Below are 22,535 nucleotides of genomic sequence, written 5' to 3'. Positions count from 1 at the left end.
CGGCCGGCGCGGCCACGGCCACACGATAAAACGACAACAACGGGAGACAGGCAATGCAACATTACAAGGACAAGGTGGCCGTGGTGACGGGCGCCGGCAGCGGCATCGGCCGCCAGCTCGCGCTGCAGCTGGCCGGAGCCGGCGCCCGGCTGGCGCTGTCGGACGTCAACCAGGATGGACTGGCCGAGACCATGCGCCAGCTGCCGGCCGGCGCCCAGGCGCGCAGCTACCGGGTCGACGTGTCGGACCGCGCACAGGTATTCGGCCATGCGGACCAGGTACGGCGCGATTTCGGCACCGCCCATTTCATCTTCAACAACGCCGGCGTGACGCTGGCCGGCACCATCGCCCACAGCACCATCGAGGAAATCGAATGGCAGCTGGGGATCAACCTGTGGGGTGTGATCTACGGCTGCAAGGCCTTCCTGCCCATGCTGCTGGAACAGCGCGAGGGCCACCTGGTCAACATCTCCAGCATCTTCGGCATCGTCGCCTTCCCCGGCCAGGGCGCCTACAACATCTCCAAGTTCGGCGTGCGCGGCTTCACCGAATGCCTGTGGCAGGAACTGGAAGGCACGGGCGTGGGCGCCACCTCGGTCCATCCGGGCGGCATCCGCACCGAGATCGCCCATGCAGCGCGCTTTTCCGTCAACGCCGACGCCACCGAGCGGGCCTTCGTCGCCAAGGGAGACAAAATGCTGCTCACGCCGCCGGCGGACATGGCGCGCGCCATCCTGCGCGGGGTGGCGCGCGGCAAGCGACGCATCCTGTTCGGCCACCTGGCCGGGCTGCTCAACGCGCTGCAAAAGCTGCTGCCGGTGTCCTACGGGCGCGGCATACGCCTGCTTGAACGCCTGATGTGATGGCACCTGGCCGGACCACCGTCGCGCCCCCGTGCCGCCCCGTCCGCGCCACTGTCAACGGCCCGGATGAAGGCGCACCGGCCCCGCATGCTGTTTGCGGGCCGTGGCCGGTGCTCGCCTCTGGCGTGCGCGCCGTGCTGCCGATACACTAGCGGCTGAACGCCGGCATGGGCCGGCGCCGCCCTTTCCCCTGCCGCCATGCATATCGCCTTTGAAACGCCGGACCAGCCGGCCGTGATCGACCTGATCGCCGACCTCGACGCCTACCAGCTCACCCTCTATCCCCCGGAAAGCGTGTATGCGCTGGACCTGGCGGCGCTCAAGCAGCCGCACGTGAAGTTCGCCGTCGTGCGCGACGACGCCGGCACGGCCGTCGGCTGCGGCGCCGTCGTGCTGACGCCGGCCTACGGCGAGATCAAGCGCATGTATCTGCAACCGGCCTGCCGCGGCCAGGGCGCGGCCGACCGCCTGCTGGCCATGCTGGAAGAGGCGGCGCGGGCCGCCGGCTGCCCGCGCCTGACGCTGGAGACGGGGCCTTACCAGCCGCAGGCACTGGCCCTGTACGAGCGCCACGGCTACCGCCGCTGCGCACCTTACGGCGACTACCGCGACGACCCGCTCAGCGTATTCATGGAAAAGCCGTTGGCCGACGACGCCGGCGCGGGCAAGGGCAACGGCGACAGCCTGGCGGCCCTGCGCGACGACCTGCGCCAGTTCGCGCGCGAGCGCGACTGGGAGCAGTTCCACACTCCCAAGAATCTGGCGATGGCGCTGTCGGTCGAAGTGGCGGAGCTGGTGGAGCACTTCCAGTGGCTGCCCACGGGCGCCGATGCGGAACTGGACGAGCAAAAGCGCACCGGCATCCGCCACGAGCTGGCCGACGTGCTGGCCTACCTGATCCAGCTGGCCGACAAGACCAATGTCGACCTGGCGGCGGCCCTGCGCGAGAAGATGGTGCTGAACCGCCTCAAATACCCGGCCGAACAGGTGCGCGGCGACGCCCGCAAATACTCGGACTATTAGCAGACGGGCCGGCCCAGGCACGCCACCGGCGACCGACTGGTCCAGCGCCGGCGCGCGGGAGGTACGCCCGATTTACTCCCTCCGGCAACGTGTCTCGTTTGCCCTGCCAGAGTTGTCTGGTTTTGTCTCGTTTTGTCTCTTTTTTTCGGGCAATTCGCGCCCAGTCAAAACCAGACAAAACGAGACAAAACGAGACAGTCGAACGAGACATGTTGCCGGAGGGAGGCGCCGGCGCCTACCCCACCGTCCATCGCGCCGGGTTGCTGCTGAGGACGGTGCCGTTCCCGGCTATACCAGCCTATTCGCTACTCGCCTGCGCCCGCGTCTATGCCTATGCCTATGCTTACGCCTGCGCCGCCAGCCCCAGCGCCTTGCGGATCTCGCCGCAGACGATGGGCCAGCACGGCGAGCCGGCCGACACTTCGTCGAAATGACTGCCGCCGGGCAGCACGATCACTTGCGCCGCGTCGCCGGCCGCCTGGGCGCGGCGGGCGTACTCCTCCCCGGCCCGCAACGGCGAGATGGTGTCGAACTCGCCGTGGATCAGCACCGTGCGCACGCCGCACGGCAGCAGCTCGGCCGGCGAGGTATCGGCAAACACGTCGGGCCGCGCCGCGCTGGGCTGGCCGGCCAGTTGCGCCGTATCGCGCTCGCAGCTGCATAGAATGAGGGCGGCTTCGTTGCGCAAGTCGGCCAGTCCGCCCAGGCTGATGACGACCGGTACCGGCAGCGGATAGTCCACGAACAAGGGACTGCTGCGCGGCAGGCGCGCGCGGGCGGCGGCCCATTGCGCCAGGTGGCCGCCGGCCGAATGGCCCACCAGCACCACCCGCGCCAGATCGAGCCGCCGCGGCGCGGCGAGCGCGCGCAGCCCATCGAGCGCCTGCGCCACGTCCTGGTACATGCCGGGATAGCCGCCGCCCGGCTGGTCGTGGCAGCGGTATTCGATGCTCCACACGGCCATGCCCTGGCGCGCCAGGTCGGTCGCCAGGTTGCGCATCTGCGTGATGCCACCGTATTGCACCGTCCAGCAACCGCCATGGATCAGCGCCACTACGGGGAACGGGCCATCGCCGGACGGCAGGAACAGCTCCGCGAACTGGGACGGCGCGCTGCCATAGTCCACGCGCAAGTCGGGGGCCCGGCCATTGAGGGCCATGTAGTCGTCCAGCGTCATGGGCGCGCCGCCGACCGCCGGGCTTGTGGCCGCGGTCATCAGGCGCTTGCTAATTTTTTTCAACATGCTTCCATCCTCTCGACGTCGGGTTGCAGAAACCAGATACGGTGACCGGCATGCTACACGCAAATCGGAAGATGGTGGAGCCGCCCCGGCAAGCGGGACGGCTCCGGAACGGCGGGTGCCGGATAGGCCCCCGCCCTCCCCGCCGTGCTCAGAACTTGTAGTTGGCGCGGGCGTAGTAGTAGCCGCCGTTGATGCCGAACGGCGAGAACGAGGGGTAGACCGTCACGGCCCCGTTATCCAGCCCGGCGCGCTGCTCGGCCAGCAGTCTGGCGTTCATCTGGTTCGGGTACTGGTTGAACAGGTTGTTGGCGCCCACGGCCAGGCTCCAGGCGCTGTTCACGCGGTAGCCCAGCTCCAGGTCGGTGATGGCCTTGCGGGCGATGGCGGTGGTGTAGTACGCGGTGCCGTCTTCGTTGAGCTCCTGTTCCGACGACTTGCCGTAGATCGTCTCGCGCAGGTTCACGCTCCAGGCGCCGATCTTCCACAGCGCGCCGAGGTTGATGCGCATTTTCGGCGAGGCCGTTTCCAGGTCCGAGATGGCCGTCGCGTCGAGCAGCGTCTGCGGCTGCAGCTGGGCCGGCGCCTGGTTGATCTTGGTGACCTTGACCTGGTTGTAGTTGGCCGCCACCGACCAGTCCACCTTGCCCGCCGCGCCGTAGTTGCTGGCCAGCGTGCTGACGAACTCCAGGCCGCGGCTGCGGGTATCGACCGCATTCGAGAAGATGTTGATGCCGGTCTGCGACACGGACGGGTCCAGCACATTGCCGTTGGCCAGGATGGCCGCCACCACGGCCGGCGAATTGACGGCGTTGCCGGAACCGTAGATCTGGCCGCTGCCGACGATGCGGTCGCGGATCTTGATCTGGTAGGCGTCCAGCGTCATGGTCAGGTTCTTGAGCGGGTTGAGCACCAGTCCCAGCGACAGGTTGGTCGAGCGCTCCGGCTTGAGGCCGTTGATGCCCACCAGCGCGGCGCCGGCCGAATTGGGCGCCAGCTGCACGAAGGCGCTGCGCGGCGACACGTTGGTGGCCGAGTAGAACGATTCGGCCAGCGTGGGCGCGCGGAAGCCGTTGCTGAAGGTGCCGCGCAGGCCCACGTCGGGCGTGAAGTCGTAGCGGCTGGTCAGCTTGCCGACCTTGGCGTTGCCGAAGTCGCTGAAGTGCTCGTAGCGCGCGGCGAAGTCCAGCAGCCACTCCTTGACGGGCGAGGCGGCGAAGTCGATGTAGGCCGCCTCGTTGGTGCGGCGGTGGCTGCCCGCGTCCGTCAGCGAGAAGCCGGGATAGGACTGCGAGCCTTCCTTGTAGCGCGAGGCGGCGTCGCCGGCCACGATCTCGTACTTGTCGATGCGGTGTTCCAGGCCCATGGCCACGTTGAGCGGCGAACTGAGGCCGACGGCGAAATCGCGGCTGCCCTCGAGCGAGGTGGTGAGCTGGCTGGCGTGGAATTCGCCGGCGCTGAACTGGGTGGGCGTGTAGCCCGTGTCGTTGTACAGCGAGACGTTGCCGGAATCGGCCACCCCGATCTTGCTGGTGTCCTTGCCGTAGGTGGAGCCCAGGTCCCAGGCCCAGCCGGCCAGCTTGCCCTTGACCCCGGCCGTGAACGCATAGTCCTGTTGCTTGATGGTTTCCTTGGGCGAGAAGCCGAGCGGATAGATGGCCGGCAGCTTGCTGGGCATGCGGTAGTTCTCGTAGGCGCGCGCATCCTTCTTGCCGAAGGTGGCGATGCTGTAGACCGAGGTGTCGTCGTCGATGTCATAGCCGAAGTTGGCCGCCAGCGTGTTCAGGTGGTACTGGGCATCGCCCGAGATGTGGTTCAGGTTGGGGTAGCCGGGCGCCTGCAGCAGCGGCATGGATTTGATATTGGCCGGATCGCTCACGCGCGGGTCGATGCCGCCACGGTCGCTGAAGCCGTGGTACTTGGAGTCGGCCGTCAGGCTCAGGTAGGCCCGCTCGAACGGTTCCACGCCCACGTTGACGGAGGCGCCGCCCGTGTGGCCGCCGCCGTCCGGATAGCCGCCGCCCGTCACGCTGGCCGTGCCGCCATGGCTGTTCGACTTGAGGATGATGTTGATCACGCCGGCGATGGCGTCCGACCCGTACTGGGCCGCCGCACCATCCTGCAGCACTTCGATATGGTCGATGGCCGCCACCGGGATGTAGTTCAGGTCGGCTGCCGCGCCGCCCTGGTATGGCCCGCCCAGCACGGCCAGGTTGGCCGTACCGTGGCGGCGCTTGCCGTTGATGAGCACCAGCGTGTTGTTGGGGCTCAGGCCGCGCAGCCGGGCCGACAGGGTCAGGTTGGCCGTGTCGCCGCCCACCGCCTGGGCCGTAAACGACGGCAGGTTCTGGGCCAGCGCCTGGATCAGGTCCGGCTGGCCGGTGCGCTGCAGCGAGGACGAATCGAGCACCTGGATCGGCGAGGCGGAATTGGCCACCGTCAGGCCGGTGGAACGGGTGCCGGTAACGATGATGGCGCCGGCCGACGCCATCACGCCGGGATCGGCCGCATCGGCCGCGGGCGCCCCGGCCGGCACGGGCACCGGTTCATCGGCGGCCAGGGCATGGCCCGTGTGCAGCAAGGTTTGCAGCAGGACGGCAGCGGCGCCGGACTTCAGTATGGCCTTATGCATGGAGTTCCTCTTCAGATTAAAAAATCAAAACGGGAGCCGCCGTACCAGTGACGGATAACGGGCGACGGGAAATTTGCAATGCGTGCCGGAGGCGCCGCGCGTGCGCATCCGCGCGGCTGTGGGCACGAGGGCTGCGGCCGCGCACTGGCGCACGCGCGGCGGCGCTATTTTTTGGCGGCGACCACCTCGATCTCGATCAGCCATCCGGGGCTGTTGAGCGCGGCCACCTGCATCACGGCGCGCGCCGGCAAGTTGGGTTGGCTGCCACCGAAGTACTGGGTGTAGCCTTCCATGAAGCCCTTGATGTCGGCGCGCCCGCCCTTGGCCGGATCGCCCACCAGGAACACCTGCATCTTCACCACGTCGGGGATGTCCAGGCCCATGCCCTGCAGGACTTCGCGGATTTTCTTCAGCACGCCCAGGGTCTGTGTTTTAGTGTCGCCGTAGGCGGCCAGGGAATCGGGCGGCGCCGCCTGGTCGATCACGGGCGGCACCTGGCCGCTGATGAAATGCAGCGTGGTGCCGGGCGGGATCGTCACCGCCTGCGCGATGGGAAAGTCGGAACCGGGAATCTTGTGGCGCACGATGCCCTGGGCGCCGGCCGAGCCGCAGGCCAGGGCCAGCGCGACGGGAATCAACATGGCGGTAATGGTCTTTTTCATGGTTGCTCGCGGTAGTGGAAAAGGAAATCGGTGCCGTATCAGTGCTTGTTCGACAGCTCGCCGTTGCTGTAACGGGCCACCTGCAAGGCATCGCGCTGGGACAGCACCTCCTGCTCGGTGAGCGGCTCGGCCGCATTGCCCCAGCTGCTGCGCACATAGGTCAGCACGGTGGCGATGTCGCGGTCGCTGAGCGTGTCGCTGAAGTCGGGCATACCGCCCCGCCCCTTGAGCAGCACCGCCGCCACGTCCGCCCCCTTGCCCCGCACCAGCGCGCTGCCGGCCAGTGCGGGAAAGGCGCCGGGGATGCCGCGCCCGCTGGCCTGGTGGCAGGCCGCGCAGTTTTTCAGGAACAGGGCCCGGCCCGCGTCCTGCGGCCAGACGGTGGGCGTGGCGCACAGGCCGACGGCGGCCAGCAAGCCGGTCACGGTACGGGCGAAGGTGGCGCGGAGAGGCGTCGTCATGCGCTGGCCCTTTCATGGATGCGGGCGATCTGCTGCCACGCCGATTCGATGGCGCCGGCCTGCCAGCCGGTCAGGTAGCTCAGGTGCTCGCCCGCCAGCAGCACGCGGCCTTCCCCCTCCACCAGCACGGGGTAGGCCTGGGCGCGGGTCTTGTCGGTCCATTCGGCCCAGCCGCCCAGGTTGTACTGGATGCGGTGCCAGGCCACCGAGAAGGCCGATTCGAACGAGGAACGGTAGGCCGGGAAAATCTGCTCGCCCGCCGCCAGCGCGAATTCGGCCCGCTCCCGCGGCGACAGCCCGCTCACTTCGATGGCGGCGGTCTGGTAATTGTAGTAGCCGAGCAGCACGCCCTTTTTCTTCTGCCATCCGGAAGAAGGCAGGGAGATCGTATTGATGCCTTTGAGGTCGGTAAGTACGTGGCCGCCATAGATGTGGTCCTCCTCTTCCCAGAAACGGCGCTTCATCTGCAGGCCGATCTTGCCCACCGGCGCGTAGGCCACGGCCTTGACGGCCTGCTGGAAGCGGTCGGAAAAGTCGGTATCGATATTGCGCAGCACCGACAGCGGCAGCGCGCACAGGCAGTAGTCGGCGCGGATGGCGCCAGCCTTGCCGGTGGCCGTGTCCTGATAGGTCACGGTCACGCCTTGCCCGTCCTGGCGTAGGGTGCGCACTTCCGCGTGATAGCGGATGTGGCGGCCCACGCGCCGCTCGAACGCCTTCGCGATCTGGTCCATGCCGCCCACCGGCTGGAACATGGTGTTCTGCATGGGGAAGTCCTGCACGGCGCTGTAGACGTTGCCCACCTTGGACGCCAGCAGCTCACGCAGGCCCAGCGGATCGGATGGCGTGCCGGGACCGGGCACCACGCCGGCGCCAGGGTTGACGGCGTAGCCGCGGCCACTGCGGCCCTTGTAGCGCAGGTCGCTGCCCGACAGCTGCCCTTCGTGCGCCAGGTAATCGAGCAGCAGGTGCTGGTCGTCTTCCGTCAGCTGCTGGTCCAGCTGCTTGCCCTGCACCGACTTGGCCAACAGTTCGGCCACGTGGCCGCGCAGGTCGGCCTTGATCTGCGCCGGCCGCAGGCGCTGGCGCGACAGCGGGCCGCCGTTTTCCAGGTAGACGAAGGCATGGTCGTTATCGTTGACCATCACTTCCAGCGGCACTTCGAACTCCCGCGTGTAATGCAGCGTGGACTGGTGGTGCAGCGGGATGCGCCACGGACCGTGGTTGATATACAGGCCGTCGTCGAACTGGCAGGTCTGTTTTTCGCCGCCCAGCTCCGTGATGGACACCCCCTTGCGGGCCGTCTGGCAGCGGCCGCCGGCGAAACCGCGCGCCTCGAGGATCTGGCAATCGTAGCCCAGCTTGCCCAGTTCGTAGGCGGCAGTCATGCCGGCCAGGCCCGCGCCCAGGATCACCACTTTCTTTCCTTTGCCGCTGCCGCTCAGCTCCGGCGGGCCCGATGCCTTCGAGGTCATGCCCATGCCCCAGGCGTTCATGGTATTGAACAGCAATCCCGTGCCGCCAACGGCGGCGGCGCGATACAAGAAGTCCCTGCGTGTGATCGGCTTTGCGTTTGCACTATCCATCTGCTTCCTCACCATTTGCTGATAAAAAGTCGGCGGGCGATTGCTGGGCCCATGACTTCCTTCTAGCAATCCGCATGCCACAATCGCGGCCGATTACAGCCTTTTTTTTGCGCAAACAAAGATGGTTCATCGTTAAAGCGCACCTTATGGCATATGGCCTTCTTTAAATTGAACAAAGTCCGTTCCGCGTCCGATCACCGGCCGTTGCGGCGCCGCGCGGGAAGCGCCAGGCTATGCCGCCAGGCGGCATCCGGGACGCACTTTATTCAACCCCGACAGACTTTGTTTTGAGCGTCACTGAAAGCGGCTTGTAAGCTGCCAAGGCATGCGTCCCGACACGTGCCGGCTGTGCGCGCAGACGAAATGGTGCATCGCACCGCGAGGATGCGTGCACCGGAAAATGCGGGGGGAGGAAATGCACGGTGGCGGGCACCGTGCGGAGGACTAGCTGGTGACGGCGGGCAGGCGCAGGCTGGTGCTGCGCCGCAGGTCGTCGGCCACGGCCTGTTCGATGCGCTCGCGCAGGTAGCGGCGCCGTTCCTGCTGCAGGATGATCTCCAGCGCCGACAGGCGGCGGTGCGCGAGGCTGCGCTCGAGCAGGTGGCAGGCATGGAAATGCAGGGCGGCGCCGGTATCGGGCAGATAAACCACGTCCATGTCGGCCGGGTCGTAGCCGACCGTGATGCTCCACTGGCCGCGCAGGCGCGCCCGCTCGAACCAGCGCTCCTCGATGGCGCGGGCGCAGGTGTAGTAATTGCCGTGCAGGTGTATGCCCTCGGCCGTCACCGTCGCCACGGTGCGCGGCAGCAGGCAGCAACGCACCATCTGCTCCGGATACGGCCTGATGGCGGCACCGTGCTGCGCCACGCCCCATTCCCACAAGGCGGCGGGCGCCAGGGCCGGCGTCATGTTCGCAGCATCGGCATGGCCGACGGCGCCGGCCCCGCCAGGCGGCACGTTGTTGTGGAACAGCGCGCAGTCGATGACGATGCGGGTGAATTCCTCGAGGTCCAGCATGCCATCGAGCAGGCTGCCGTTGCCGGCGCCGGCGGCATCGGGCGCCAGCAGGCGAAAGCGCCGTTCCAGCGTTGCCTGCCACGCGGGCGGGACGGCAGTCGCCACCGCGCACCGCACATTGAAGTTGTTGAGCAGCGTTTCGCCGTTCCAGCTGCGTGCCAGCGCCGGCGGCGCCAGCAGACGCGCCGGCAAATGCCGCCCTGGCCACTGCGCCGGTTCGATGGCGCGGCCGTGGCGCTCGCAATAACGCTGCTTGTCGGCGCCGCTGTTGGCCAGCGCCAGCAGGCCTTCCGGTCCCGGCTGCGTCGCCAGGCTCACCGACAGGCCGGTGATCATGCCGCTGTAGCGGTCCACCGTGGCGTACACCAGGGGCCGCCCCAGCAGCTGCGCGCGGTCGGTGCGCGACACCAGCAGCACGTCGGCGCGCACCGCATCGAGATAATAGACGTCGCCGGGACGGCCCGGCGTCGCGCCGGCAGCCGGCTCGGCCAGCCGTGCGGGCGCGGCGGCAGCCGGTGCCGCCCCAAGTAATGGCAGCGGGGCGAACGGCGCCGCACCGCCGGCGGCAGCGTTGGCGACTTTGGCGGCGTTGACGGCGTTAGCGACTTTGGCGGTGTTGGCGACGTTGGCGGGTGCGCCGCCGGCATCGGCGACATGCGCGCTGCGGCGCGAGACGCGGCGGGCTGCGCTGGCGGGGCGGTCGCGATCCTGATCGAGCCAGTAGCTGAACTGGCCGAAGGTAGGCGCCGGCAATGGCGACGCCTCGCTCACATCGTGGACGCGCCCCGCCGCCACGTCGATGCGACGCGGGCGGAAGAATTCCCGCACCATCTGCTCATAGGCGGCGCGGCGCGAAAAGCGCGGGTTCTGGTCGGCGTAGCGCGCCGCGGCCACCCTGAACACGCGCCGGATCTCCTCGTCGGCATTGACGCCGGGATCGGTGCCGTCCTTGCGGGGCCGTCCGCGCTTGACGCCAGCCGATGCGGCCCGCACCTTGCCACGCGCGCCGGAGTTGGCGTAATCGGGCAGCAGTGCGTTGGGGGTCTGGCCCCGTTGCCAGTAGCGGCGCAGGTAGCGGTAGATGGTGGGGTGGGATACGCCATGCAGCTGCGTATAGCGGGCGATCAGCTGGCCGCGCCGGCGCGGTTCGTAGATGTCCGGCTCGTGCCGCACCAGCGGCTCGACGATGGACCAGGCGCGCGCGCGCAAGGCCAGGTGCTTGGCCGGAAGGCGCTCGTCGCCCTGCAGCACCAGGTAAGGGTCGGCGGCGAGCCTGCGCGCCCGGCCGCTGGCCAGGTCCTCTTCCAGCGCCGGCATCGGCACGCGCTCCACCTCGGCCGATGTGGCGTGCACGTCGAACACGCAGGCATAGCCACGGTTGGGGGCAATCCACAGCACGCGCACGGTGCGAGGCTGCGGCTGCTCGTAATGCAGCAGGTCGTTCCGAAGCAGCATCAGCGGCCCTCGCACGGGCACGCGCGCGGGTGCCGCGGCAGGATGGACAGGGACATTTCACGGGCTCCTAGGTGAAACCGGCATGGTGCAAGGCCGACAATCAGCGCATGCGTCATCCCGGCATGCCCCCACTCCGATGCAATATCCAGGCCAGCTCGTGCCAGCCGGCCCTCCCCTATGGCACGGCGGCGGCAGGCGCCTGATGGCCCGTCCGGCAAGCTTGGTTGTGGTGCAATGTGGCGCAGCGCGCACCGCCCCCGTGCGTCCGCACGGCACGCAGCGCATCGCGGCCGGCGTCCACCAACGACAACAGGGCCCGCAGGCCCTGTTGTTCGGTTCAGATCATGTCGCCGCCGGCACGCGGCCGGCACCAGCCGTCCAGGCTGCGGCGGCCCGTGGTGGCCCTGGCAGCCCTGGCAGCCCTTGCTGGCCCTTAGTAGCCCTTGGGGCCTTTGTGGCCCGGCTTGGCCTTGAACTTGTCGCCCTTGGCGCCCGGCGCCGGCTTCTTGGGCGGCGTGGACTTGCCCGATTCCGGCGGCATGCGGTCGGCGTGGCTGATGCGCAGCTGGGCGCCGCCCACCCACACCTTGCCCAGGTGCTGGAAGATATCGTCCGGCATTCCGGCCGGCAGCTCCAGCATGCTGTAGCTGTCGAAGATCTCGATGCGGCCGATATGCTTGGCCTCCAGCCCCGCCTCGTTGGCGATGGCGCCCACGATATTGCTCGGCGTGGCGGCTTGATTGCTGCCCACCTCGATGCGGAATGCGCTCATGGGCAGCTGCACCTTGCCCGGCTTTTCCTTTTTCTTCTTGGCGGGCGCCGCCTCCAGTTCGACCGGCGCCACCTGCACCGCCTTGGCCAGCGGCGAAGCCTTCTTCGCGGGCGCCGGTGCTGCCGGAGCTGCCGGAGCTGCGGCAGATGCGGCTGGCGCGACGGCCGGCGTCACACCGCCGTCGTCGCGGCTGATGCGCAGCTGCTGGCCCGCCACCTTGATCGAGGCCAGGTGCTCCAGCACGTCGGCCGGCAGGTCCTGCGGCATATCGAGCACGCTGTAGTCGTCGTAGATCTCGATGCGGCCGATATGCTTGGAATCGACCCCGCCTTCGTTGGCGATGGCGCCGACGATGTTGCCCGGCTTGACGCCGTGCTGGTAGCCCACCTCGATGCGGAAGGTCTGCATGCCGGGATCGGCGGCGCGCACGATGCGTTCCTTTTTCGGGAAGCGCTCGCTGCGGTCCGGCCGCTCGCCGCGCTCGGGACGGTCGAAGCTGGCCTGGCGCACGGGGCGCTCTTCCCACGACGTGGTGGCCTGCTGCTTCTTATCGAGCAGCAGCGGCACGTTCCCGCGCGCCATCTTGGCCAGCGCGGCCGCGATTTCGATAGCGGGGATGTTCTGTTCGCGCTCGTAGTCCTCGATCAGGCTCTGGAACTGTTCCAGCTCGCCCTGCGCCAGCGTCTCGGTGATCTGTTCCTTGAACTTGGCAATGCGCACGTCGTTCACGGCCTGGATGGTGGGCAGCTCCAGCATGCCGATGGGCTGGCGGGTGGCGCGCTCGATCGACTTGAGCAGGTTCTTTTCGCGCGGGGTGATGAACAGGATCGCCTCGCCGCTGCGGCCGGCGCGGCCGGTGCGGCCGATGCGGTGGGTATAGCTTTCCGGGTCATGCGGCACGTCGTAGTTGACCACGTGGCTGATGCGGTCCACGTCCAGGCCGCGCGCGGCCACGTCGGTGGCCACCAGGATGTCGATCTTGCCGTCCTTGAGCATCTGGATGGTGCGCTCACGCTGCGCCTGCTGGATGTCGCCGTTGATGGCGGCGGCCGAGAAGCCGCGCGCCTGCAGCTTGCCCGCCAGTTCCTCGGTACCGAGCTTGGTGCGCGAGAAGATGATCATGCCGTCGAAATTCTCGGCTTCCAGGATACGGGTCAGCGCGTCGAGCTTGTGCATGCCGCTCACCAGCCAGTAGCGCTGGCGGATATTTTCGGCGGTGCCGGTCTTGGCGGCCACCGTCACTTCCTTGGGCTGGCGCAGGTAGGTGTTGGCGATGCGGCGGATGGCCGACGGCATGGTGGCCGAGAACAGCGCCGTCTGGCGCGATTCCGGCGTCTCCTGCAGGATGCGCTCGACATCGTCGATGAAGCCCATGCGCAGCATTTCGTCGGCTTCGTCCAGCACCAGCGTCTTCAGCTTGGACAGGTCGAGCGAACCCTTGTCCAGGTGGTCGATCACGCGGCCGGGGGTGCCCACCACCACGTGTACGCCGCGGCGCAGGGCCGACAGCTGCGGGCCGTAGCTCTGGCCGCCGTAGATCGGCAGCACGTGGAAGCCGGGGATATGGGTGGCGTAGGTCTGGAACGCCTCGGCGACCTGGATCGCCAGTTCACGGGTGGGCGCCAGCACCAGCGCCTGCGGCGTGGTCTGCTTGATATCGATGCGCGACAGGATGGGCAGCGCGAAGGCGGCCGTCTTGCCGGTGCCGGTCTGGGCCTGGCCCAGCACGTCCAGGTTATCGAGCAGGAGGGGAATCGTCGCGGCCTGGATAGGCGACGGCGACTCATAGCCGACCTCGTTCAGCACCTTGATCAGCGGGGCACTCAGGTTCAGGTCGGAGAATAGGGAAACAGGGGTTGCAGACATGGCGTCACTCACAAGTATTGTTCGAATCGCCTAATTGCGAAAGAAATAGGTGCGTAGTTTACTCCCTCCCGGCCATTCAAGCCGAATTAAGGCGTTTTTTCAGCCCCATCCCAATACGCCGTCAAGAATCGCCCCCCCAATTTCAAAACCGCGTTACGTTCCCGATTTCCGAAAACCGTGTTACGTCCCCGTTTTTTTGCGCCCCTGTCTTCAAAGGCGGAGGGGGAAAAAGGGGTACGTCCCCATTTTTGAAAAAGGGGTACGTCCCCATTTTTGCTTTTTTGGAGCAGCAAGAAAAAAGGACAGGGTGCGAACCCTGTCCTGCTTCACTGCGATGCCGCTCTGCTTACTTGGTGGCGACCTGTGCTGCCGGCGCCGCAGGGGCGGCCGGTGCCGCTTGCGCTGCTGGTGCTGCCGGTGCCACGGGAACAGCCTGGGCGACCGGCGTGGCGGGGGCCACTTTCGCTGCGGGCGCTGCCGGCGCTGCCGCATCGCTCACCTTGGCCGCGTCCTTGGTCTCGGTCTTGGCCTTGGCTGCCTTGGCGGCCTTGTGGTGGTGCGCCTTGACCTTGGCTTCCTTGGTTTCGGGCTTGACGGCCTCAGTGCCGGCACCGGTCGCGGCGCTCACCTTGGTGTCCTTCGCTTCGGCCTTGACCGCGGTCTTGGCTTCCGTGGTGGCGACCTTGGCGGCAACCGGCGCGCTGCTGGCGGCATGGGCGCCGGTGGTGCTCGTTACCGGCGCCGGCGCCTGGGCGAAGGCGGCGGTGGCGAACAGGGAGGCGATCAGGGTGGCGATAATTTTGCTCATGGCGATATTCCTTTAAACTGTTATGGGTGCGTATTCGCGTGTCGTTGCGGGACGGTTCCCGCATATTTGTCTGTGCTGCGTTCGAATCCGGTGCTGCTTATTTGGTGCTTATTTGGTGCTTATTTGGTGATAATGGCTTCCTTGGCGGCTACCTTGCCTGCTTCGGCGGCCGGTTTGGCCTTGCCTTCTTCTGCCTTCTTGTGTTCCTTGGTTTCCTTGGCCTTCTCAACCTTGGCTTCGGTCTTCACTTCGGTCTTGGCGGCCTTGACGTCGGCTTTCGCTTCGGTCTTGGCGGCGGCCTTGGTTTCCTTGGCTTCGGTCTTGGCGGCCACCGTGGTCTGCTTGACTTCGGTCTTGGCGGCGGCCTTGCTGTCTTTCGCTTCGGCTTTCACCGCCACTGGCGCGCTGACGGCGGTGGTGGTGGCGCTGGCGGTTGGCGCTTGTGCGAAGGCTGCGGTAGCGAACAGGCCGGCGATCAGGGAAGCGATAATTTTGGTCATGATGTGTAATCCTTTTCTGGTTTTCGGCGCCGGGACAATTCCCGTGTCACTGAGCAGAAAACGGCGCCCGCCACGGTTCAGTTGACGGGCATTACAACCTCTTACCGAGTCTTACATTCGCTTACATCCTGAGGGAGACGAGAAAAACGGGAAAACGGATCGCGGCCAGCCCGCCGCGATCCGCCGGCAACACGGCAGCGGCTCAGGCGTGCGGCTTGACGTCGTCCTTCAGCGCGGCCAACGCCATGTTCTCCACCAGCCCCGGTGCGATCAGCTTGAGCCAGCGTCCCAGCTTGCCCTTGGCCGACATGACCACTTCGCGCTTGCGGCGCTCCATGCCCCGCACGATCAGGCCGGCGCACTGCTGCACCGACATGGCGTCGTCCTCTTTCAGGCTGCTGCTACCCAGCGCCTGGCCGGCCGCGTTGAAGCCGCGATGACGGATCTGGGTCGCCACCACGCCGGGATAGGCGATCGTCACGCTCACGCCGGCCGGCTTGAGCTCGGCCCGCAGGCCCTCGAAGAAGCCGCCCATGGCGAACTTGGTGGCGTTGTAGGCCGTGCGTCCCGGCACCCCGATCAGCCCGGCCAGCGACGACACGGCCACGATGCTGCCGCGCGACTGCTTCAGGTAGGGCAGCGCCGCATGGGTGCACCACACGCTGCCCCACAAATTAATCCGCATCAGTTCCTCGTACCAGCCCAGGTCCTGCACCTCCTCGAACAGCGCATGGGCCGAGCGGCCCGCGTTGTTGACCAGCGCGTCGATGCGGCCGAAGCGCGCCACCGTTGCCTCGACCAGCGCCTGGCACTGGGCCTGCACCGACACGTCCGTCGGCACCACCAGCGTCTGTGCGCCCAGCGCGCCGCACTGGCCGGCCACCTGTTCGAGTTGCGCGCGGTTGCGGGCGGCCAGCACCAGCGCCACCCCGTCCTTGTGCGCGGCGGCCAGCTGGCGCGCCATTTCCGCTCCGATGCCGTCGGAACTGCCGGTGATGATGATGACTTTCATAGGTCTCCTTGTTTTTCCGTTATCGCAAGATGCTAACTGAAACCGGCCGCGCCGGGCCAGTCGCCGCGCTGCCGATGCAGTAAGATGGCTGCCCATATCAACCACTGCACTGGAGTTGCCATGCGCCTCACCCCGTTCACCGTCGCCGCCGGACTGGTTCTGGCATCTGGCGCTGTCCACGCCCAACAACAGCAACAGCCGGTGGTCAGCGAGGCGCCGCTGCGCGCCCACCTGGCGTTCCTGGCCGACGACCTGCTCGAAGGACGCGGCACGGGCCAGCGCGGCGGCGAGCTGGCGGTGCGCTATCTGGAGACGCAGGCCGCCGTCATCGGCCTCAAGCCGCTGGCCGGCGCCGGCTACCGCCAGCCGGTGCGCATCGAAGGCAGCAAGCTGCAGGACGGCAGCGTGCTGCGCTTCGACACGGGCCTGCAGGTCATCACGCCGGCCATCGGCAGCGAGATCGTGTACGGCACGGCCAGCGGCAAGAGCGAGGTACAGTTCGATGCGCCGCTGGTGTTCGTCGGCTACGGCGTGCGCGCCGAGGAAGAGCACTGGGACGACTACAAGGGCGCCGACCTCAAGGGCAAGGTGCTGGTCATGATGGTCAACGACCCGCAACCGACCGCAGAGGAACCCAACCGCTTCGCCGGCAAGGCCTACACCTACTATGGCCGCTGGCTGTACAAGTACGAGGAAGCGGTGCGCCAGGGCGCGGCCGGGGTGCTGCTGATCCACACCACGGCGTCGGCTTCCTACCCATGGAGCGTGCCGGCCAACGGCTTTAGCCATGAACGCTTCCACCTGGCCGGCGCCGGCAATCCGGTCGAAGGCTGGCTGCAGGAAGACACGGCGCGCGCCCTGTTCGCCGCCGCCGGCCAGGACCTGGACGCGCTGCGGGCCCGCGCCGAAACGCGCGCCTTTGCGCCGGTGGACCTGAACATCAAGGTGCACGCCGAAGTGCGCAGCGCGATCCGCCAGATCGAGCAGTTCAACGTGGCCGGCGTGGTGCCCGGCACCGATCCCAGACTGAAGGCCGAGGCGGTGATCTACTCGGCCCACTGGGACCACCTGGGCATGGATGAAGGCGCGCGCCGCGACGAGCCCACCGACCATATCTGGAACGGCGCCATCGACAACGCCTCGGGCAGCGCCGCGCTGCTGGCCATGGCGGCCGAAGCGGTCAAGCATCCGACCCGCCGCAGCCAGATTTTCCTGTGGCCGGCCGCCGAGGAACAGGGCCTGCTGGGCAGCGCGGCCTACGTGCAGCAGCCGCTCTGGCCGCTGGCCGGCACGCTGGCCGACCTCAACCTGGACAGCATGAACTTCGTCGCCCCCACCCGCGACATCGGCGTGGCCGGCGCCGAACGCAGCAGCCTGATCGACACAGCCGGCCAGGTGGCGCGCAAGATGGGGCTGAAACTGGCGCCGTCCGTGCCGGACCTGTCGGGCGCCTACTTCCGCGCCGACCACTTCAACTTCGCCAAGGCCGGCGTGCCGGCGTTTAACGTCGGTTCGGCCGTGTTCTCGGGCGATGGCCACTTCGAGTTTGTGCGCGACCAGGAGCGCTCGAGCGCGAAGATGGTGGCCTTCAAGAAGGACTACCACCAGGTCAGCGACGAATACCATGCCGACTGGGACCTGTCGGGCATGGTGCAGCAAGCCCAGTTCACGCTCAACCTGGGCTATGCGCTGGCCAACGGCAACGCCATGCCGGTGTGGAAGGCCGGCGACGCGTTCGGCAAGGTCAAGCGCTAGCGCAATCGGGCGCGCGTCGTGTCGCAAATGCCACAGGGCAACGTGGGAATCAGCCTATAATCTGGGCAGGCCAGCCCACACGATCCCAACATGCTCCCATTTCTGTCCCGCGCCGTCCCGCGCGCGCTGTCCCCGGCGTTGCGCCTGGCGCTGTTGCTGGCGGCCTTGTCGCTGAGCGGCGCCGCCTACGCTGCCACCGATAGCTACGACGGCGGCGCCGTCGCCGGCTGCAGCTTTGACGGCGCAACCAGCACCTACACCTGCGGCACCCTGCCGAGCACGAACGACGCCGCCATCGCCAGCGGCTACACGGTCATCGTCAACAACACAATCAACATCGACTCGGCCCGGACCCTGACCATGGCCAGCGGCGCCAGCCTGCAGATCGCCGGTTCGCTCACCCTGGCCACCAGCAATCTGGCGCTGTCCGGCGCCAATCTGGCGGTGGCCGGCAGCCTCACGCTGAGCATAGGTGCGGCCAGCCCCACGGTCGACATCAGCGCCGCCACCGTCAGTATCAGCGGCAGCACCAATGCCGTCATCCATGGCAAGCTCACGGTGGCGGGCGCGCTCGCCTTCCAGTCCAGCATGCGCGTCACCGGCCTGGTGACGGCCGACGACACCAGCGTCGGCCAGAACATTGACGCCGTGGCCAACGTGCACACCCGCGCGCTGTACGTTGGCAAGCAGGCCAGCCTGACGGGCAACATCGTCGCCAGCGGCGACGTCGACATCGACAACCACGGCGCCGTTTATGGCGATCTGACGGCCCACAACGTGGTACTGGAAAACGCCTGCGCCTACATCAGCGGCAACGCGGCCGTCAACGCCATTTCGCTCGGTGCGCAAGGCTCGGTCGGCCAGACCATTACCTGCACCGGCCCCGGCGCCAGCGGCAGCAGCTGCGTAAGCGGCAAGAGCCACGGCAACGGCAACGGCAACGGCAACGGCAACGCCTGCCACCACGGCGGCGGCGGCGGCAACATCAACCTGGACCACATCCTGATCAGCCATACGGGCAGCGCCCTGACCTGCGAACCGCAGGCCGTCACCATCACGGCCTGCGCGGACGCGGCCTGCTCGGCCTACTACAGCGATCCGATCGACGTGACGCTGACGCCAGGCGGCCAGGCGTTCACCATCAGCGGCGGCGTCAACGACAACGCCACCGTGCAGCAGAGCACAGCGGGCAACGTTACCCTGTCGGCCAGCACGGCGGAGGCGGCCAATCCCAGCACCTGCTACAACCTGGTGACCGGCAGCAGCAGCTGCACCATGGTGTTTTCCGACGCCGGTTTCAGCTTCACCATCCCCGACCACCGCGCCGAACAGAGCCAGAGCTTCACGCTGCGCGCGCTCAAGGCCGGCAGCACCGGCAACGTCTGCGTGCCGCTGCTGGCCAACGTCACGCACAACGTCCAATTCACCTGCAGCTACAACAACCCGGCCACAGGCCCGATGCCGGTGCGGGTGAACGGCGTGCCACTGGCGGCCAACACCACATCGAGCTGCAGTGCCGGCGGCGCCACTGTCGGCCTGCGGTTCGACGACCAAGGCCAGGTCCAGGCCTCGTTGCAATATGCCGACGCCGGCCGCATGACGCTGAACGCCAGGCTGATCCCGCCCAGCGGCCCATATGCGGGCCTGGTACTCACCGGCGCCAGCAACTTCATCGCGGCGCCAACCAACTTCGGTTTCACCGTCAAGAGCAGCGATGGCAGCAAGACCAATCCGGCTGCCAGCGATTATACGGGCGGCGCCTTCATCGGCGCCGGCCAACCGTTCCTGGCCACCATGACAGCGCTCAACGCGGCCGGCGCCGTGACCGGCAACTTCGGCAATGAGTCGTCGCCGGAAAGCTATACGATAAAACAGACTCTGGTGGCGCCCATCCCGGGAGCCAACCCTGGCGTCGGCGGCAGCCTGGGCGCGATAACAAAAGGCACCACGGCGGAAGCCACCATGAACTGGGACGAAGTGGGCATCATCAATTTCGCCGCCACGCTGGCCAATGCCAACGGCTACCTGAATTCCGGCCTGGGCGTGACGGGCAATGTCAATATCGGCCGATTCATTCCCGACCATTTCGACACCGCCCTCAACGGCACGGTGCCCATGCCCTGCCCGCCCGCCGCCGCCAATCCCGCGATCGGCAATCCCTGCCCGGCGGCCGGCACGGGCAACAAGTTCGTCTACTCGAAGCAAGCGTTCGATGTTACCGTCAAGGCCTACAGTGCACACGACACCGCGACCACGAATTACGCGGGTTTGTACGCCAAGCCGGTCACGCTGGCCGCCTATAACGGTCTGGGCAGCGCCGGCACCACCCTCAATCCCAACGCCGACACCAGCGTCACGCCGCCCGGACTCAATTCCCCCACGGTCGCCGCCGCCCGCTTCGTCAAAGGCGTGGCCACGGCTGACCCGGCCGACGCGACCAGCCTGCATGCCTATCCGCTCGCCGTCGGCTACACGGCCCCCGTATCCGGGCAGCCGTTGCCGCCGGCGCCGACGCCGCCCACCAACATCTGGCTGCGCGCCAGCGACGCCGATGGCGCCACCTCGCTGCGCGTGGGCGTGCCTTCGAACGAGGCGCGGGTGACCGTGGTCAACGGCCGCCAGCTGGTAGGCAACAGCTACGGCTCGGAAGCGCTGCCCATGCCGGTGGTGGTGCAAGCCCAGTATTGGGGCGGCACTCATCCCGACGGCACCCCGATCGGCTGGCTCAACAATCCGGCCTACGGCAACGCCACGGCCATCCCGCTGAACGGCAAGGTCACTTTCAGCAACTGCCAGAAGAACCTGGCCAACAGCGGGACCAACACTTGCGCCGTGGCGTTCACGCTGGCCAACGACAAGCTCAGCTTCACGAACGGGGTCGGCAAGTTCATCGTGGCCGCACCCGGCAAGAGCGGTTCCGTCGACATCACACTGAACAAGAACGGCACGCAGGCCATCCCCTTCCTGCCCAGCACCACCGGGCGCGCCACGTTCGGCGTGTACCGCGCCGGCCCCGTGGTCTACCTGCGCGAAGTGTACTGACGCCGCACGCCGATCTGCGGTAGCATGGCCGCTTTCCAACTCACGGGAGCAGCCATGGACACCACTTCCAGCTGGATTGAGATACAGGCCGGCGACGGCAAATTCGGCGCCTACCTGGCGCTGCCGCGCGGCGACAAGGGACCGGGCATCGTGCTGTTGCAGGAAATCTTCGGCGTCAACAGCCACATCCGCAACGTGGCCGACCAGTACGCGGCCGACGGGTATGTGGTGCTGGCGCCGGACCTGTTCTGGCGCAGCGGCCCGCGCATCGAACTCGGTTATGACGATGCGAGCTGGCAACGGGCCGTCGAACTGATGAACGCGACGGACGTGGAAAAGGCCCAGGCCGACATCGGCCTGGCCGTGCATGCGCTGCGGACCCAGCCCGGCGTGCAGGGCAAGGTAGCTGCCATCGGTTATTGCTTCGGCGGCCGGCTGGCCTACCTGACGGCCGCCAACGGCCAGGTCGACGCGGCCGTGGCCTACTACGGCGGCGGCATCCACAACGCGCTGGCGCGGGCCGGCCAGGTGCGCATCCCACTGCAGATGCATTTCGGCGCGCTCGACGCCCATATCCCGGCCGAGGCCGTAGCCCGCATCGCCAACGCCTTCGACGATAACGACGCGGTGGAAATCCACGTCTACGACCAGGCCCAGCACGGCTTCAACTGCAACCAACGGGCCAGCTACCAGCAACGGGCGGCGGCCCAGGCCCACGGCAACACGCTGGTGTTCCTGAGCGAACACCTGTAGCACGGCCGTGCGCTCGACTAAGGGGGCCCGGTGCGACGGGGCGCGACGGCGCCGGGCCTGCTCTACAATGACGTTTTCCCCTCCACGCTTCCATCATGGCCCGCCTCGTACTCGACTTCCCTGCCCACCTGTTTTGCTATAGCACCCAGCTGACGGTGCGCGTCACCGACATCAACGGCGCCAACCACCTGGGCAACGACTCCATGATTTCCATGCTGTCGGAAGCGCGCGCCCGTTTCCTGTACGACGCCGGCGTGCCGGAAGTGCAGCAGGATGGCACCGGCATCATCGTCACCGACCTGGCCACCACTTACCGCGCCGAGGCCCATGCGCGCGACCAGTTGCTGTTCGAAGTAGGAGTGATGGACTTTAACAAGTACGGCGGCGACATTATCTTCCGCGTCACGCGCCCGCGCGACCAGGCGCTGGTGGCCATGGCCAAATACGGCTTCGTGTTTTTCAACTACAGCAGCAGCCAGGTCGTGCCCATGCCCGACAGCTTCCTGGCCCGCTTCCCGCAGGCCAACCGCCTGCCCTAGCCGGCCTTGTTGGCCGGGCCGAACTCCTGCTTGAACCAGTCGTCCATCATCTGCTTCTCGTAGCGCAGCGGATCGTCGCTGGCATAGCGGTTCATGCGCATCTGATAGCTCATGTTGGCCAGCTGGCTGTCGCCGCTGCGCACCACCTTGCCATTCTCTTCCAGCGTGAAACGCAGATGCATGTGCGGCCAGTCGGCGCCGCCGCGCAGCACGCGGATGTTGTCGGGACCCCAGCGGCGCGGATAGACCCAGCCCGCCAGGTCGACGTCGAGCACTTCCACCTTCAGCGTCTGGCCGGCCGGCAGCTGGCGGCCCAGCTCGTTGAAATGGGCCGTCAACTCCTTCATCACGGTTTCGCGCTCGCGCACACCGTAAGGCACGTCGCTGAACTGGTCCGGCTTGACGTAGGTGACGCTCACTTCCGCCTGCGCGGCCCCGCAGGTGGCCAGGGCCAGCGCCGCCGCGGCCACGATACGGTAACGGATAAGCATGATGCAGTTCCTTTCACGGTGCGGGGCGGCTGTCCCGCATGGTTTCAATATAGCGCGT

At 67.3% G+C, this 22,535-nt stretch carries 17 protein-coding genes and 1 pseudogene; 7 read left to right on the top strand and 11 right to left on the bottom strand.

Translation table 11 applies throughout. From position 1 onward, the window contains the following. Positions 1-53 precede the first annotated feature (53 nt). From AC3WOS_RS09800 to AC3WOS_RS09790, 3 genes and pseudogenes are all read left to right on the top strand, one after another. Complete coding sequence (locus AC3WOS_RS09800) at positions 54-863, top strand: SDR family NAD(P)-dependent oxidoreductase (RefSeq protein ID WP_492715729.1); 810 nt, start codon at positions 54-56, stop codon at positions 861-863. A gap of 198 nt (positions 864-1,061) precedes the next feature. Next, positions 1,062-1,445, top strand: a pseudogene (locus AC3WOS_RS09795) (GNAT family N-acetyltransferase); the annotation flags it as partial. A 48-nt stretch (positions 1,446-1,493) separates the two neighbouring features. Continuing rightward, a complete protein-coding gene (locus tag AC3WOS_RS09790) occupies positions 1,494-1,886 on the top strand; it encodes a nucleotide pyrophosphohydrolase (RefSeq protein ID WP_492715775.1) in 393 nt (130 codons plus the stop codon). Positions 1,887-2,229: 343 nt separating this feature from the next. Here the strand turns inward: AC3WOS_RS09790 and AC3WOS_RS09785 are convergent, their stop codons facing one another. The 10 genes from AC3WOS_RS09785 to AC3WOS_RS09740 form a co-directional block, all read right to left on the bottom strand. Beyond that, positions 2,230-3,129, bottom strand: coding sequence for an alpha/beta hydrolase (locus AC3WOS_RS09785; RefSeq protein WP_492715728.1), 900 nt, complete (start codon positions 3,127-3,129; stop codon positions 2,230-2,232). A 148-nt stretch (positions 3,130-3,277) separates the two neighbouring features. Further along, positions 3,278-5,758, bottom strand: a complete 2,481-nt coding sequence (locus AC3WOS_RS09780) for a TonB-dependent receptor plug domain-containing protein (RefSeq protein WP_492715727.1) — start codon at positions 5,756-5,758, stop codon at positions 3,278-3,280. A 164-nt stretch (positions 5,759-5,922) separates the two neighbouring features. Beyond that, entirely contained in the window at positions 5,923-6,420 is a 498-nt protein-coding gene (locus AC3WOS_RS09775) for a RidA family protein (protein WP_492715726.1), read from the bottom strand. A 38-nt stretch (positions 6,421-6,458) separates the two neighbouring features. Next, positions 6,459-6,881: a c-type cytochrome gene (locus tag AC3WOS_RS09770; RefSeq protein ID WP_492715725.1), complete on the bottom strand. Its 423-nt coding sequence runs from the start codon at positions 6,879-6,881 to the stop codon at positions 6,459-6,461. After that, entirely contained in the window at positions 6,878-8,467 is a 1,590-nt protein-coding gene (locus AC3WOS_RS09765; RefSeq protein ID WP_492715724.1) for a flavin monoamine oxidase family protein, read from the bottom strand. The genes AC3WOS_RS09770 and AC3WOS_RS09765 overlap by 4 nt, the downstream gene beginning before the upstream one ends. 444 nt (positions 8,468-8,911) lie before the next feature. Beyond that, on the bottom strand, positions 8,912-10,939 hold the full coding sequence (locus tag AC3WOS_RS09760; protein WP_492715723.1) for a Mu transposase C-terminal domain-containing protein: 2,028 nt from the start codon (positions 10,937-10,939) through the stop codon (positions 8,912-8,914). 433 nt (positions 10,940-11,372) lie between these two features. Continuing rightward, positions 11,373-13,577 carry a DEAD/DEAH box helicase gene (locus AC3WOS_RS09755; protein ID WP_492715722.1) on the bottom strand — a complete coding sequence of 735 codons (2,205 nt, stop codon included), beginning with the start codon at positions 13,575-13,577 and terminating at the stop codon, positions 11,373-11,375. Between the two features lie 346 nt (positions 13,578-13,923). Beyond that, a complete protein-coding gene (locus AC3WOS_RS09750) occupies positions 13,924-14,385 on the bottom strand; it encodes a hypothetical protein (RefSeq protein WP_492715721.1) in 462 nt (153 codons plus the stop codon). 119 nt (positions 14,386-14,504) lie between these two features. After that, complete coding sequence (locus AC3WOS_RS09745; RefSeq protein ID WP_492715720.1) at positions 14,505-14,885, bottom strand: hypothetical protein; 381 nt, start codon at positions 14,883-14,885, stop codon at positions 14,505-14,507. 202 nt (positions 14,886-15,087) lie between these two features. After that, a complete protein-coding gene (locus AC3WOS_RS09740; protein WP_492715719.1) occupies positions 15,088-15,897 on the bottom strand; it encodes an SDR family oxidoreductase in 810 nt (269 codons plus the stop codon). A 120-nt stretch (positions 15,898-16,017) separates the two neighbouring features. On the opposite strand from AC3WOS_RS09740, the gene AC3WOS_RS09735 reads away from it, so the two are divergent. The 4 genes from AC3WOS_RS09735 to AC3WOS_RS09720 all read left to right on the top strand — a co-directional run bounded on the left by AC3WOS_RS09735 (position 16,018) and on the right by AC3WOS_RS09720 (position 21,986). Beyond that, positions 16,018-17,652, top strand: coding sequence for a M28 family peptidase (locus tag AC3WOS_RS09735; protein ID WP_492715718.1), 1,635 nt, complete (start codon positions 16,018-16,020; stop codon positions 17,650-17,652). Positions 17,653-17,742: 90 nt separating this feature from the next. Continuing rightward, positions 17,743-20,694: a DUF6701 domain-containing protein gene (locus AC3WOS_RS09730; protein WP_492715717.1), complete on the top strand. Its 2,952-nt coding sequence runs from the start codon at positions 17,743-17,745 to the stop codon at positions 20,692-20,694. A gap of 54 nt (positions 20,695-20,748) precedes the next feature. Then, positions 20,749-21,447, top strand: coding sequence for a dienelactone hydrolase family protein (locus tag AC3WOS_RS09725; protein WP_492715716.1), 699 nt, complete (start codon positions 20,749-20,751; stop codon positions 21,445-21,447). A gap of 95 nt (positions 21,448-21,542) precedes the next feature. Further along, positions 21,543-21,986, top strand: coding sequence for a thioesterase family protein (locus AC3WOS_RS09720; RefSeq protein ID WP_492715715.1), 444 nt, complete (start codon positions 21,543-21,545; stop codon positions 21,984-21,986). On the opposite strand, the gene AC3WOS_RS09715 is transcribed toward AC3WOS_RS09720, so the two are convergent. Further along, complete coding sequence (locus AC3WOS_RS09715) at positions 21,983-22,477, bottom strand: DUF3016 domain-containing protein (protein WP_492715714.1); 495 nt, start codon at positions 22,475-22,477, stop codon at positions 21,983-21,985. The two genes, AC3WOS_RS09720 and AC3WOS_RS09715, sit on opposite strands and share 4 nt — an antisense overlap. Between the last annotated feature and the right edge of the window lie 58 nt (positions 22,478-22,535).

The sequence above is a fragment of the Rugamonas sp. FW305-51 genome (assembly GCF_058786935.1).
This window is presented reverse-complemented; position numbering and strand designations above follow the sequence as displayed.

Bases quoted from the DNA above. Each gene is read 5' to 3' on its own strand.
- AC3WOS_RS09770 (WP_492715725.1), bottom strand. From the start codon at position 6,881: ATGACGACGCCTCTCCGCGCCACCTTCGCCCGTACCGTGACCGGCTTG.
- AC3WOS_RS09745 (WP_492715720.1), bottom strand. From the start codon at position 14,885: ATGACCAAAATTATCGCTTCCCTGATCGCCGGCCTGTTCGCTACCGCA.
- AC3WOS_RS09740 (WP_492715719.1), bottom strand. From the start codon at position 15,897: ATGAAAGTCATCATCATCACCGGCAGTTCCGACGGCATCGGAGCGGAA.
- AC3WOS_RS09720 (WP_492715715.1), top strand. From the start codon at position 21,543: ATGGCCCGCCTCGTACTCGACTTCCCTGCCCACCTGTTTTGCTATAGC.
- AC3WOS_RS09775 (WP_492715726.1), bottom strand. From the start codon at position 6,420: ATGAAAAAGACCATTACCGCCATGTTGATTCCCGTCGCGCTGGCCCTG.
- AC3WOS_RS09790 (WP_492715775.1), top strand. From the start codon at position 1,494: ATGGAAAAGCCGTTGGCCGACGACGCCGGCGCGGGCAAGGGCAACGGC.
- AC3WOS_RS09760 (WP_492715723.1), bottom strand. From the start codon at position 10,939: ATGCTGCTTCGGAACGACCTGCTGCATTACGAGCAGCCGCAGCCTCGC.
- AC3WOS_RS09785 (WP_492715728.1), bottom strand. From the start codon at position 3,129: ATGTTGAAAAAAATTAGCAAGCGCCTGATGACCGCGGCCACAAGCCCG.
- AC3WOS_RS09750 (WP_492715721.1), bottom strand. From the start codon at position 14,385: ATGAGCAAAATTATCGCCACCCTGATCGCCTCCCTGTTCGCCACCGCC.
- AC3WOS_RS09780 (WP_492715727.1), bottom strand. From the start codon at position 5,758: ATGCATAAGGCCATACTGAAGTCCGGCGCCGCTGCCGTCCTGCTGCAA.
- AC3WOS_RS09735 (WP_492715718.1), top strand. From the start codon at position 16,018: ATGCGCCTCACCCCGTTCACCGTCGCCGCCGGACTGGTTCTGGCATCT.
- AC3WOS_RS09730 (WP_492715717.1), top strand. From the start codon at position 17,743: ATGCTCCCATTTCTGTCCCGCGCCGTCCCGCGCGCGCTGTCCCCGGCG.
- AC3WOS_RS09725 (WP_492715716.1), top strand. From the start codon at position 20,749: ATGGACACCACTTCCAGCTGGATTGAGATACAGGCCGGCGACGGCAAA.
- AC3WOS_RS09755 (WP_492715722.1), bottom strand. From the start codon at position 13,577: ATGTCTGCAACCCCTGTTTCCCTATTCTCCGACCTGAACCTGAGTGCC.
- AC3WOS_RS09765 (WP_492715724.1), bottom strand. From the start codon at position 8,467: ATGGATAGTGCAAACGCAAAGCCGATCACACGCAGGGACTTCTTGTAT.
- AC3WOS_RS09800 (WP_492715729.1), top strand. From the start codon at position 54: ATGCAACATTACAAGGACAAGGTGGCCGTGGTGACGGGCGCCGGCAGC.
- AC3WOS_RS09715 (WP_492715714.1), bottom strand. From the start codon at position 22,477: ATGCTTATCCGTTACCGTATCGTGGCCGCGGCGGCGCTGGCCCTGGCC.